Raw genomic sequence first — 13,528 nt, forward strand, 5'->3', positions numbered from 1 at the left:
CCGTTTCAGGCGTAAAGTCCGTGATGCCCAGTTCTTCGCGCACTTCGCGCTTCAGAGCCATCTCTACGCTTTCGCCCAAATCCACATGTCCTCCTACGGATGTATCCCACTTCCCCGGTTGGATATCTTTCCATTCGGGACGTTTCTGCATATACAATTCACCTTTGGAATTGAAAACATGAAGGTGAATTACCGGATGCAATAGTTTGCTGCCATTGTGACATTCGCCACGGGTAGCGGTGCCTGTAATATTTCCCTGTTCATCGACAAGAGGAAACATTTCCTGGTTATTATCGCTGTTCATTATCATAAATCATTTTTGGTGAATCCTTTCACGGTAACACGTCCGGGATTGGATTGGTTAAGTTGTAGTTTGAGAGATATTTCTGCAATGGCATTGAAAAGGCTTTCATGATCTTGTTCGTTACTGTCCAAATCTTCGGCTATCTCGGATAGTTGTACTTTTATTTGTTCTAATTCATCCTTTACGGAAAGACTGCTTTCTTTGCATGCGAAAACAAGTTGGCGCATCCGCGTAAATGTTCGCATTATATTGATATTGATTTGAATGGCAAGCGGGCTACGCAGAACAGATGAAAGCATTGATACACCATTTTCTGTAAAAGCAAATATGTTTGTAGAGCCAACATTATATTCAGGGGATATCACATTTTGTGATACCCCTATGTGTATCAGATTGTTAGCTTCTTCTTTGGTGAGCATAAACATAAAATCCTCAGGAAATCTTTCAATATTCCGTCTTACTGCCTGTTTTAATGTTCTTGTTTCTATTCCATAGAGTTCTGCTAAGTCAAAGTCCAACATGACTTTTGTGCCACGCACTTCGTATATCTTATTTTCAATTAATATTAGTTCGTCGTTCATGATTAGGTATTTTAATTTGTATATACAGGTTACGGTATTAATAATGAAGAATCCCCATAACTTAGAAAACGGAAATCATGGTTTAATGCAAAGTCATATATGTTTCGCCAATTGCCTTTTACAAAGGCGGAGACGAGTAATAGTAAGGTACTTTGTGGTTGATGGAAATTAGTGACCATGGTATTTACAATCTTGTAGTCGTAGCCCGGTGCAATAATAATTTGCGTACTGGTGTGCAACGCTTCCATATCATGGCGGTTCAAGTAATCGAGAATGGCCTGCAACGCTTTTACAGATGTGATACTTGCAGTCTCTTCAGCTGTCTCATAAGGCTGCCATTGATGAACATGAAGTTCTTCTTCTGTTGCATTCGGATTTTTCAGAAGGGTGACACCGATATGATAGAGACTTTCCAGTGTTCGTACGGAGGTAGTGCCTACGGCAATTGCTTTTCCGTTGTGGACAATCAGATTTTCAATTGTCCCGCGAGAAACAGATATATATTCGGTATGCATCTCATGTCCTTCGATTTCTGCGCTCTTTACAGGTTTGAAAGTTCCAGCGCCTACGTGCAATGTCAATTCCTCCAAATCTACTCCTTTTTCTTTTAATGCGTTCAATACACGGGGAGTAAAGTGCAACCCGGCGGTCGGAGCGGCTACTGAACCTTTTATTTTAGAATAGACAGTCTGATAAGTTTCCTTATCACTTTCTTGTGTATCCCGATTCAGATAAGGCGGAATGGGAAGTTCACCGAATACTTCAAGGATATCAGCAAAAGTTATCTCCGGATTATCCCAACGGAAATCTACCCAATGGCTGGTGCCGTGGCATTCACCACGGGTAGCAGTCAAAGTAATCGGTTGCTCTTTTACAGTCATTTCCCGTTTCAGCGTACCTTCTTTCCATTTCTTCAGATTACCGATCATACAAAGCCAGGCGGCATGTTCGGTTTGCTGGAAATTAAGCACATAATCGTTCGGTTCAATCGGTTCCAGACAAAAGACTTCAATGAGAGCGCCGGTTTCTTTACGGAAGTGCAGGCGTGCCTGTATCACTTTTGTATTATTGAATATCATCAGACTTCCCGTCGGGAGATAGGATGGAAGTGAAGTAAAGCGGTCTTCGGATACTTCACCATGGCGGTAGACCAGGAGTTTGGACTGATCGCGCACTGGTAGAGGGAATTTTGCGATACGTTCATCCGGTAACGGATAGTTAAATTCACTGATACGGATATGTTTTGGATCTTCTTTCATGATAAACTTCTTTACGGGCTGCAAAGGTACGGATATTTATTCTCTTTTTTCTATCTTTTTTTATTGAGTTGCCGTATCTTTGTAGAGCGATTGGGCTTTCGAACTTCAATCGTAAATTCTAATTCGTCAAATACTTAAATAGAAAGAAGATGAAAATAGGTGATAAAGTACGCTTCCTGAATGAGATCGGGGGTGGTATTGTGACGGGATTTCGGGGAAAGGATATTGTGCTGGTAGAAGATGCCGATGGATTTGATATCCCGATGCCCATACGTGAGTGTGTGGTGATTGATACGGATGATTATAATATGACGAGACCGGTGCCGAAAGCTACTCCGAAGAAAGTAGAAGAGAAGCCGGTGCGATCTTCTATTTCCCATCCTGTACATGAAGAAAAAGAAATGGGACATTTGTCTAAGCCTCAAGTTTCTGCTTTTCGTCAGCCGGAAATGCGTGGTGGGGATGTGCTGAATGTTTTTCTGGCTTTCGTTCCGGAAGATATCAAAGCAGTCAGCACGACTCCTTTTGAAGCTTATCTGGTGAATGACAGTAACTATTATTTGTATTATACCTATCTCTGTGCCGAAGGAAAAGCATGGGAAGTCCGTTCCAATGGAGTAGTAGAGCCGAATACAAAATTCTTGCTGGAAGAATTTGAAAAAGCAGAATTGAATGATCGTGAACACGTAGCTGTGCAATTTATTGCTTTTAAGGAAGGGCGTTCGTTTGCTATGAAGCCGGCAGTAAGCGTGGAACTCCGTATTGATACGGTGAAGTTCTATAAATTGCATACATTCCAGGAGTCGGAGTTCTTTGAAACGCCTGCATTGATTTACGATATAGTAAAGGATGATGTTCCCACTAAACAAGTGTATGTTTCTGCTGAAGAATTGCAATCAGCTCTGCTTAAGAAAACAGTGGCAGACAAACCCAAATCTCAGCCGATTGTGAAACGTGGCGGACAAAGTGGCATTATTGAGATAGACCTTCATATTGGTGAATTGCTGGATGATACTCATGGAATGAGCAACAGTGAGATACTGAATTATCAGCTGGATAAATTCCGTGAAGTGCTGGAACAGTATAAGAATAAACGTGAACAGCGTATTGTCTTTATCCACGGAAAAGGTGACGGTGTACTTCGTAAAGCGTTGCTGGATGAACTGAAACGTAAATATCCTACTTTCCGGCATCAGGATGCCTCTTTCCAGGAATATGGTTTCGGGGCAACGATGATAACGATTAAATAGTTACAAGCCACAAAAGCTACAAGCTACAAGTTGCTGCGCTATTATTCTGCATAGCACTCGTAGCTTGTAGCCTGTAACTCCTAGCTATTATATTTTCTTTCCCAAAGGAATAGAAAGTCCGATAAAGGCATTCACATGTTTGGAGTTATTTCCAAAATACATATAGTCAGTACCCAGCATCAAAGGACCTATCTTGAAAGCAATACCGAATGTTTCGCCACCTTGTAACATGGAATAGCTCAACGTAGTATTAATCAAAGTATTGGGACGATAATTGGCGGAGAATGTCAATTCAGAATACGTTTTTAACTGGCCGAAACGGGTTGTTGATAATAATCCTAATCCCAGTTTGTTGTTCAGTAATCCGTATTCCCCTCCGATAACCATAGTCGGTGATAAGGAGGTGGTGCGCGATTTGTTTTCCTTCTTCTTCAAACCGAATAAATCAAAGTCCAGCACATCGGATGATTCGCTATAGTTATTTTTATCAATAGTAGTATTCTTATCTGATTCAGCTATTTGAGTACTTGATTTGCCCCAGGAAATGAATCCCAAGTCAAGAATGGCGGCAGAAACAGTCAGATTCTTCATCACCTGATAGCTTGCTCCTAAATCGATACCTGCTCCATAACCACTGATGCCAAAACTATTATAATCCAGGTCAGTGATGTATCCGTTTTCTTCTTCCAGATCAAGTCCTTTTGCAGAAGCTTCCAGATATGCATCCGTTTTTAGTTGGAATTCCGAGTCGATGCCAGCATCCTTCCCATACATGTAGAGCTGGTTGATATTCAGGTTTATGTTTCCTGCACCTAATAGTAATTTGGCTTTACCGCCTACGGTTAAGCGCTCGTTGATGGCACGTGAATATCCTGCTCCGACTTCTATGTAAGCGTTCAAACGTAGTTTTTCATTGCGGATATCAAAACTCTCACCGCTCCAGCTGAAATTATCAGCGTCTGTTGCGCGCAGGTAGTCGAACATGGTTTTAGGAATAGTGGCGTCCACATCAGCCCGTGCCCCTACATTGAATGACCAGAAACCTTTTCCTTTATAGAATCCGAAAGATATAACATCTGTATTCGCACTGATATTCACTTCATTCATTCCTTTCAGGCGATTGTAGAACTTGTCGTTGTTATAAAATTCACCGTCGGAATCGAAAACGTCGATGACATCTTGTATACCAAGTGAGTTAGTGGCTACTTCGGCATTCACGGAACCGATGCCGGGGAGATTGACATAACCACGTTTGGGTTGCAACGCCGGATTTAACTGAATGCGGGTACTGCTACCTTCCATAAAATAGGATGAACGCAAGTATTGCGCCTGCATAGCGGTGGGGAGAAGAAAGGAGATACAAATCCCCAAAAGTATAAGCTTTCTCATTGTGTCTCGTAATTTGTGGGTTACTGTTAATGATTACTTCAATTTGTTTATGCAAAGTTAAAATAAGTATTTGTGATACCCAAATTATATAATAAGTAAAAACAGGATAAATAAATATCTTAGCGGATAAGTGGTCTTAAAATTGTACTAAATGGGAAAAACTATTATATTTGTAGCAATGCATGAAGGATATCTTTATTCTTTATATAAATGTCAATAGCTATGAACACGATATATGGCAAAATTCTGTGGAGAACTTCTCTTCCGGTTCTCTTACTACTATTCTTAGCTGTTTCGTGTAAACAGTCTGAGCAACATTCCTCTTGGGAAAAAAAATACGACTCTTTTTATCGTTCGGTTACAGACTCTTTGACCACTCATCCACAACATATACGTGCGCTGGCAAAGCAAAAGATGGAGATGTCGACTGATAGTCTGGAATGGTATTATTACTCTGCTATAGTATTAAAAACGTATATGTTCACTTCGGATGTGGACTCAGCCCGCTATTTAATAAAACGGATAGAAGACTTTTGTGCCCGTGAACAATCTTCACCCTATCTTGCTGATTTACGCTCGGAATATCTGAATACAAAAGGTAATATTTATGTGCGTGTAGGCGCTATGGATTCGGCTATTGTCTGCTTTACAGATTCTTACAAACAACGTTTGCAGGGAATGAAGACAGAATCAGTCCCGGATATTCTTATCAATCTGGCTGATGCATGCAGCCGGCAGGGAAAATATGACGTAAGTGCATTTTGGTATCGTAAAGCACTGCAAATCGGAGATTCTTTAGGAATATCGGAGGGGCGTCGTCATCCTGTTTATTATGGGCTGGCTCAGGTGTATATGGCTTTACACGATTTTGATCAGTGCGACTATTACTATAATCTGGCAGGGATGTTTTATGATAAAATGCTTCCTTACGAGAAATATATCTATTTGAATAATCGTGGTAATTCATATTATTATCGTGAGGATTATCCGGAAGCTTTAAAATATTTCAAGAAAGGTTTCTCGCTGGCGGTTTCTCATCCCGATATGGGCTTTGAGAAAAACCTGTGCATGGTGAATCTGGGGGATGTCTATCTGCAAATGAATGAACCTGACTCAGCGGCTAAATATATCAATGAATGCCAACCCTTTTTTCGGAAAATAGGGGCGGCAGGAGCGCTTTATTATATTGATACCCAACGCATCGGTCTGGCTCTGGAGCGAAATGATATGGCAACCGTAAGGAATCTGCTAAGTAAGGCTACCAATCCGAATCATATAGAGCCGGACATGCTGCATATTCGTAATAAGTATTTGCAGGAGTTTTACGAGAAGACGGCAGATTATAAAAATGCTTTCTTTTATCAGAAAGAAAACAGCCGGCTGGACGATTCTATCCGTAATGAACATGTAAGAATGCGTACAGCCGATATGTCATTGAGATATCAACAGGACTCTACACTGTTGGCAAAGAACATATTGATTGAGCAGCAGAAGGTAGAGATGTTAAAGTTGCACGAGGGACGTTTCTTCTGGATTGGAGTTTGCGTTTTGGTATTGGTTATTGCTTGTTTCATCTATCTGTATGAAAAGAAAAGACGGGCTCTTCTGCTCGCGCAAAGTCAGCGTACCATATCTTCTTTACGTTTGGAGAATATACGTAACAGAATGTCACCGCATTTTATTTTCAATGTGCTAAACCAGGAAATGGGCAGTCGGGAAGGGGAGAATAAAAAAGAACTCTCCTCATTGGTGAAACTAATGCGACGGAATTTGGAATTAGCTGAGCAAATGTGTGTTACCTTAAAAGAAGAATTAGGTTTTGTGCAAACCTACATTGATCTTCAACGCCGTTCTTTGGGACCGGAATTTAAGGTGACTATTGAAGTTGGTGAAGATGTAGACACCAATCAGTTGCTTCTGCCTTCCATGTTAATACAGATACCGGTGGAGAATGCCATCAAGCACGCTCTTCAGGGTAAAGAAGGTGAACGGCGCCTTTGGATTGATGTTCATCGTTCCGGTACTTATATTTGTGTCCGGATTACGGATAACGGGGGCGGGTTCAAACTGAACAGTGCTAACAGAGGGACAGGGACCGGAATGAAGGTAATCATGCAAACTATTCAGATTTTGAATGCTAAGAATAAGGAAATGATTGAAACTACGGTACACAATATTCCTTTGCCGGATGGCGAGACCGGATGTGAAGTAAGTTTTCATTTACCGTTGAATTATGATTATTCAGTTTAATGATTTTCGAATAATCCTCAATTTTGATTGGATATCCGTTGTTTTGATCGAATATCCTAAAAATGACATATTCTGATTTTTTAAATTGCTTTCAGTTCTTTAATTTCGCAGAAACAAGAGAGGTATGGACAGGTATAAGGTTGCAATAGTAGATGACGATGAGTTGTCCTTGGATAATCTGGTATTCGGGTTACAGAAATTTGAAAACTTTCATTTAGAAGGTACTGCACGCAATGGAGTATCCGGGAAGAAACTGATAGCAAAAGTGCGTCCCGATTTGCTCTTTTTAGATGTAGAGCTACCTGATATGAGGGGGATGGATTTGCTGGACAGTATTCGCGAATCTCTGACTTGGGGCATGAAAGTCGTTTTTTATACTGCATACGATAAATACATGATGTCAGCCATTCGTCAATCTGCTTTTGATTATTTGTTGAAACCTTTTGAGGACAAAGATCTGGAACTTATAATTTCCCGATTTATGGAAAGAATAGAATTAGAACGGAAAGCTGCATTTTTTCCTGCGGCATTAGCAAACACTAGTCAGACATTTATGGTGTTTACTCCGACAAATGACATGCGGGCATTACGGCCTGCCGAAATTGGATATTTCCGGTATTGCTCTGAACGGAAACAGTGGGAGGCGGTGTTGAGTGGACAAACGCCGTTACCTCTGAAGAAGAGTACCACGGCCGATCAGATAGTGAGATATGCTCCTTGTTTTGTGCAGATTCATCAGTCTTTCATAATCAATATTGATTATCTGATGATTATCAAGGATGGTAAATGTGTGTTGTATCCGCCATTTGAGAATGTAGATGAGCTGCTGGTCTCTAAGAAATATAAAAAGGAGCTACAAGACAGATATTGTTTGTAAATGAAATATATATATTGGTTAGGGAGTCGACACTTGAATAGTGTTGATAAAGGAAAGAGGGCACAAAACGTGATGTTCAGTGCCCTCTCTTATTATTTCACTTCGATACCTTTATTCTGCAAAGTGACATTCAATACTTTCGCATAATCAGCGTATTGCTTGTCAGTAAGCGTTTTCTTCATCAACTTCAAGTTTCCGTACACTGCATTGTGGAGTTTCTTTTCCTGGTCCTTCTTTGCAGTTGTGGCACGTCCCATCTGTGTAGAGAAGTATTCGCAGATGTTTGCTACTTCTTCATGCTGGCCAGCCGACAATTTTAAATATTTACTCAACTTGGTTACGTTGATGTTACCATCCCATTTTGCAGTTGTAGGTTGATTTCCTGCTGCAAATGTCGTAGCAGTCAGACAGACTGCTGTTATTAATGTTAATCCTAAACGTTTCATAATACCTACTTTTAATTTGTTATACCTAAAAACAATTCTAACTCTAAAAATCTAATACCTATTGAAAACAGCTCTAAGCGCTTAGCTTTTTCTTTTTACCTATGCAAATATAGAAATATGTTTTATAACATAAAAGCAAAGAAGAAGGAAAGTGCAGTTTAAGGGAGCATTTCTTGATATAGATCAATTATATGGTATTATTTTGCTTGTTTAAGACCTTATTTGTAATATGAATGTAATATAGTTATCGAACACGGGTGATCATAATGATAGTATTTATCCGGATTTTACCACCATCCCCATTTTTTATCCGGCATATCTATGGTGTATTGAATTTCAGATGAAATACCTACAAAGCCCAATCCGCTTTCTACATTGCTGGGCAGGCTGATAGGTTCCATCAGGGCTTCGTCATAATCTTCGTCATCCATGCAGTTTAAAGCTTTCAGGTAGCGATAATATGTTTCAGGCAAACTGAGCACGCGCACGGTGATATTTTGTTTCAGGTAGCAACGGGTATAATTCAGTGATTGGAGAATATCATAGTTGTCATCGTAAAGTGGGGTGTAAACTTTCAGCGTGGCAGATGAATTGGTGAAACGATTATCTGTGAAGATACTGTATTTGTTTTCAATGTTGGTGGGAAACATTGCATTTTCATCATCATCCGAGCTGGTGACATGTCCGTCGGTCAGGATCACGTCTTCACGGTTGATAAGTTCGGTATATCTATAGTTGACAACTGTGTCTTTCGTTATGGTGTAAATGTAATCTCCATTTTCATCCTTTATATAGTCTCCGTTCTCGTCTTCGTTGGGCGTGTAGATAACGCAGCGGAAGTCTTTGTTATTCACTATCTCCAGACGGTAATAGTTCTTTTCGTTAGGGAGATCCTCTAAGGTGATGCGGTATTGACGATGGGCTCTCATGCTACCCCATTGGCGGATGAGGGCGGTACAGGTGTCCACTTGCAGGCTTTGTAGGGGACGGGGAACAGTTACTTGCGAACTGACATGATACTTTCCGCCTTCCGCTGTGGCTTCCAGGCGAATGTTATCTCCGGGTTGTAAGCGGGCGGTGAGACGGAATATTTTGAAGCGCATACTTTTTAGTAATGCTTCATATTGCCCCTTGTCAAGCTGATTTTGCATATTTCCATAGTATTCTTCGGGAGATATGGCTTGAGGGGATTCAACCTGCTTATCGTTTACGTAGAGGGAAAGCGTTGCTTCATTGATGCGGCCGATGCTGTTTCCTTCACTAAGATGCAGATAAACGAGATTCTCTGTTTGTCCGGCGTTGAGCAGGGCATTCATGATAAGCTGCGGATTTTGTTGTCCGGGATTATATGGGATTTCATTTTCACAAGCCATAAAGAGCCCGGCGAAAGCTATATATATAATAAGGTGTAATTTAATTCTTGTTTTCATAATCTGGTATGGCTTTTAAAATTTATAGGTATAAGTCACAGAGGGTATGCAGGGTAATATCGTCAGTTTCTTGATAACAGTCTTCGACTTTTTCTCTGAGTTGTATTGATCACCGTTTCCTTGATATATGCTGTTGTAAAAGTCATTGTAAATCAGATTGTAACCTTGTTCCCATTTGCTGTAAACCAGGTTGGGGTTCATAGCATTGTAGGCATTATAAAGGCTGATGTTCCAGGTACGCATGCCATGCTTGGTTTTCTTGTTGAAGTTGATACCCAGGTTTAGGCGATGACTGGCTGGCAGGCGGTAGTTGTTGCGCCGGGAAATATAAGGAGCAGATTCTATATTGCCTTCGGGACGGATGATAATGGTCTCCCGTTCAGGTACTGTGATGCATCCCCCGGTATTGAATATCCAGGAAGCTCCGACATCGATACGTTCACTGAATTTATGATTCAAACACAGACTGATGGTGTGGCGGCGGTCATATTTATAAGGAAACCATTTACCCTGGCTGATGGCACCATCTTTGAAACGGTGATCGGTCTTTGCCAGCGTATATGCCAGCCAACCGGTAGTCTTTCCCAAAGTCTTTTGTACCATCATTTCCAGACCAAAGGAACGTCCTTCACCCATTTCTACCTTTTCCTCCCAATTAGTGGAAGTGCCGAAAAAGGAAACGCCATCCTGATATTCCAGTATGTGACGCATCTGCTTATAATATCCCTCTATAGAGAACTCCCAGCCAGCCAGACCGGTATAATAGCCTCCAAGAGAGTATTGATTGGCATACATGGGGCGTATGTTTTTGGTAATTGGTACCCAAAGATCCGTAGGCATAGAGAAGGGAGTGGATGAAAGCAAGTGTACATATTGTGCCATGCATGTATAGGATGCCTTGGCGGAGAATCCCTGTCCGAAGTTGTAGCGTGTAGAGAGGCGTGGTTGAATCGAACAGTAGTTCTTTCCTTGTGTAGAGAACAGAGATGCCCTTATACCGGCATTTAGGCTGAGATGACTGTTCAGGTTGAAATTATCTTCAGCATAGAGTGATACCTCTTGTCCTCGTAGTACATGATTATTGCTGGCGGCATAAATTGTTTCTTCCTGTTGCTCTCCGTTTTCCACCTCCTGAGTCTTGGAAGTGGAGATGCCCGGGCGGAAAGTATGGTGGATATATTCTGCTCCAAACTTGATGTGATGTTCCGGAGCGGGTGTAAAATCGAAGTCCATGCGCGCACTCCAGTCACTGATGCCCGAACGGAATTGGGATAAATAGCTATAGCGATCTAATATTTGCCCCCGGTAGGTGCGTGTATCTTCCACATCCTGATTCAATTTCATCAGATAGTTATTGTAGGAAATAGTGGTGTTGCAGAACAACTTACTATTGAATACATAATTCCAGCGGCCATAGGCTATCGTGTTTCCCCAGTTCAGGTGGCTGTCATCTTTATAATAGACTTTAGTGTCGTCGTTGTTCTGATAGTAGTTGTTGCTGTCGGTGGTGTCAAAGTGGTAGTGGTCCTTTCCTTTATAGAAACCGATGAAGAGGCGGCTGCGGTCATTGAATTTATGGTTCACCTTGGCATTGATGTCGTAAAAGTAGTAGTTGTATTTATCGGCGTAATAATCATCTTTATCCACTATGAGGTTTTTGAAGAAGGCGGTGTGCGTGGCACGTGCACTAAGACTGAAAGAAGTGTGTCCTTTCCAGATAGGTCCTTCAAAATGCAGTTTGTCGGTAAGTGTACCTACACTGAGTGCACCGTGGTAATGGTGCATATCTCCGTCGTTGGTACGTATATCGACAATAGAGGAAAGCCGACCGCCGTAACGGGCGGGAAAGGAACTCTTGTAGAGTGTAGTGTTTTTTATAGCTTCGGGAGTAAATACGGAGAACACCCCCAGAAGATGATCTGCATTATATACCGGAATACCGTCTAGCAATATCAGGTTCTGGTCCGGTCCTCCTCCGCGTACATATAAACCGGAAAAGCCTTCCGTTCCGGCTTGTACACCTGGCATTAACTGAATGGTTTTCAATATATCAGCTTCTCCAAGTACGGCTGGAGTATGTTGAATTTGTGCCATCGGAATTTCATACGCTCCCATGGCGGTGGCTTGGATGCCGGCTTCTTTCTTGTCCGAAAGGACAATCACTTCCGCCAGTTCATTATTGCTGTCCAAGCGGATATTGAGCACGGTGTCTTTGTTTAGCGGGAACGAACTGTGCCGGGTTTCGTACCCTAAATACGAAAAAATCAATTCCGCATCTCCTTCCGGCAAAGTAAGAGTATAGAAACCGAAAGGATTGGTGGCAGTGCCCACACGCTGACGACTATCGAGGATATTGGCACCAATCAGCGTCTCGGAAGACGCTCCGTCTGTCACGTATCCGCTGATAGTGAACCGACGGCTTGCGGTTTTCTGCGGCACGGGCCGCTTGTTTAGCAAAATATGTTTTCCGGAGATTTCGAAACCTATCGGTTGGTTTTCAAAAGCTTTCCGGAGAATTTCGTTAATAGTAAGGTCTCGGACGGCCAGTGTGATGCGCCCATTCAGGCGTACTTCTTCTCCGTATATGAAACTGTACCCGGTTTTTTGTTCCACTTGTTTCACAAACTCCTCCAGTGTCGCATTTTGCAGTTTGATGCTGAAACGCGTTTGTGAAGGATTGGTCTTCTGTAGAACGCAGGTGGCAAATACAATCGTACTTTGTAGTGTACAGGTTGATAGGAGAACCGCTCCCACCAGGAGAAATTTCCTGATGGTGCGGGGTGAACAGATAGAGGATTTCATTCTAGTTTAATTTTTGTGTGATTGTTATTATGTCATTAGTTTTTGTGTATTCAAACTTTTGATTGCGGCAAAGCAGCGAAAGAATTTCTTCCAGCGTTTCGCCATCAGAGAAAGTAGCCGTCATGCGATAGTTCTGTAAGTCAGCGTCTTCAATACGAATGTCTGTGTGGAAAGCGTTAGAAAGTTGTCGGACAATCTCTTGTAAAGGAATGCTTTTGAAAAGCAGTGTTCCGTTTCTCCAGATAATCTCTTCGGATGCATTATTTTCGGTATGTAGAGTCAGACTTTTCTTATCCTTATTATATATAGCGCTTTCATTGGGTGAAAGTATCAGGCTTTCTTCTGCTTTACCGATGAGGCTGACAGAAACGGAACCTTCCAACAAGGTTGTTTTCACTTGTGTATCTTCGGGATAGGCTTCGACATTGAAATGTGTACCTAAAACCTGTACTATAATTGCTCCGGCTTCTACTTTGAAAGGATGTGCTGCATCTTTGCTGACTTCGAAATAAGCTTCTCCTTGTAACTGTACTTTCCGGTCTTTTCCTCTGAAACGTTCGGGATAAGTCAGAGAAGAATAGCGGTTCAGTACAATTTCTGTTTGGTCGGGCAGTGTTACGGTACGTGTTTCTGCCAATGTGGATACGGTTTGCAATGGTACCGGGGCGAACATATAATATGCCCACCAGCCCAGTACACAAAGCACGGCGACAGCGGCTGCACCAGCCATTGTGTGCAATGAAAGGATGCGGCGTTGCAGATGCGGCAACCGTTTCTCAAGAAGTATCCAGCTATTGGCTTTCGAGAATCTTCCTCTCGGCGAACGGGTGGAGGTTGCGAGTTTATCGAGTATTCTTTCAAATTCTTGTTCCATGTTCTTCTTCTTTTCTATAAAGACAGGTAAAACGGAAAAACTCCCTATGCCGAAATTACTTTTTTT

Annotated in this window: 11 protein-coding genes; 3 read left to right on the plus strand and 8 right to left on the minus strand. The window is 41.8% G+C overall.

Annotated elements, in window-relative coordinates; genetic code table 11:
* From BACCELL_RS03540 to BACCELL_RS03550, 3 genes are all read right to left on the minus strand, one after another.
* Positions 1–304: NUDIX hydrolase (locus BACCELL_RS03540; RefSeq protein WP_157133881.1), on the minus strand; the 304-nt coding region annotated here is incomplete at its 3' end.
* A 2-nt stretch (positions 305–306) separates the two neighbouring features.
* Positions 307–885, minus strand: coding sequence for an ORF6N domain-containing protein (locus BACCELL_RS03545; protein WP_007210176.1), 579 nt, complete (start codon positions 883–885; stop codon positions 307–309).
* A gap of 29 nt (positions 886–914) precedes the next feature.
* The gene (locus tag BACCELL_RS03550) at positions 915–2,144 is read right to left on the minus strand and encodes an S-adenosylmethionine:tRNA ribosyltransferase-isomerase (protein WP_007210177.1); all 1,230 of its coding nucleotides are present in this window, start codon (positions 2,142–2,144) and stop codon (positions 915–917) included.
* Between the two features lie 149 nt (positions 2,145–2,293).
* Between BACCELL_RS03550 and BACCELL_RS03555 the strand changes: the two genes are divergently transcribed.
* A complete protein-coding gene (locus BACCELL_RS03555; protein WP_007210179.1) occupies positions 2,294–3,394 on the plus strand; it encodes a DUF2027 domain-containing protein in 1,101 nt (366 codons plus the stop codon).
* An 87-nt stretch (positions 3,395–3,481) separates the two neighbouring features.
* On the opposite strand, the gene BACCELL_RS03560 is transcribed toward BACCELL_RS03555, so the two are convergent.
* Positions 3,482–4,783 (minus strand): DUF5723 family protein, encoded by a 1,302-nt coding sequence (locus BACCELL_RS03560; protein ID WP_007210180.1) that lies wholly within the window; start codon positions 4,781–4,783, stop codon positions 3,482–3,484.
* Between the two features lie 222 nt (positions 4,784–5,005).
* Here BACCELL_RS03560 and BACCELL_RS03565 point away from each other — a divergent pair, with 222 nt between their 5' ends.
* Both BACCELL_RS03565 and BACCELL_RS03570 read left to right on the plus strand, forming a co-directional pair.
* Positions 5,006–7,033 (plus strand): tetratricopeptide repeat-containing sensor histidine kinase, encoded by a 2,028-nt coding sequence (locus BACCELL_RS03565; RefSeq protein WP_044153269.1) that lies wholly within the window; start codon positions 5,006–5,008, stop codon positions 7,031–7,033.
* A 124-nt stretch (positions 7,034–7,157) separates the two neighbouring features.
* On the plus strand, positions 7,158–7,910 hold the full coding sequence (locus tag BACCELL_RS03570) for a LytR/AlgR family response regulator transcription factor (protein WP_007210182.1): 753 nt from the start codon (positions 7,158–7,160) through the stop codon (positions 7,908–7,910).
* A 92-nt stretch (positions 7,911–8,002) separates the two neighbouring features.
* Here the strand turns inward: BACCELL_RS03570 and BACCELL_RS03575 are convergent, their stop codons facing one another.
* The 4 genes from BACCELL_RS03575 to BACCELL_RS03590 all read right to left on the minus strand — a co-directional run bounded on the left by BACCELL_RS03575 (position 8,003) and on the right by BACCELL_RS03590 (position 13,462).
* Positions 8,003–8,356 carry a hypothetical protein gene (locus BACCELL_RS03575; protein ID WP_007210183.1) on the minus strand — a complete coding sequence of 118 codons (354 nt, stop codon included), beginning with the start codon at positions 8,354–8,356 and terminating at the stop codon, positions 8,003–8,005.
* Between the two features lie 287 nt (positions 8,357–8,643).
* Complete coding sequence (locus BACCELL_RS03580) at positions 8,644–9,786, minus strand: DUF4249 domain-containing protein (protein ID WP_007210184.1); 1,143 nt, start codon at positions 9,784–9,786, stop codon at positions 8,644–8,646.
* Positions 9,787–9,801: 15 nt separating this feature from the next.
* Entirely contained in the window at positions 9,802–12,588 is a 2,787-nt protein-coding gene (locus BACCELL_RS03585; protein ID WP_007210185.1) for a TonB-dependent receptor, read from the minus strand.
* A gap of 1 nt (position 12,589) precedes the next feature.
* Positions 12,590–13,462, minus strand: a complete 873-nt coding sequence (locus BACCELL_RS03590; protein WP_022208230.1) for a FecR family protein — start codon at positions 13,460–13,462, stop codon at positions 12,590–12,592.
* Positions 13,463–13,528: the final 66 nt, after the last annotated feature.

Origin of the sequence: Bacteroides cellulosilyticus DSM 14838 (genome assembly GCF_000158035.1) — a bacterium.
In the GTDB taxonomy this organism is placed as follows: Bacteria; Bacteroidota; Bacteroidia; order Bacteroidales; family Bacteroidaceae; genus Bacteroides; species Bacteroides cellulosilyticus.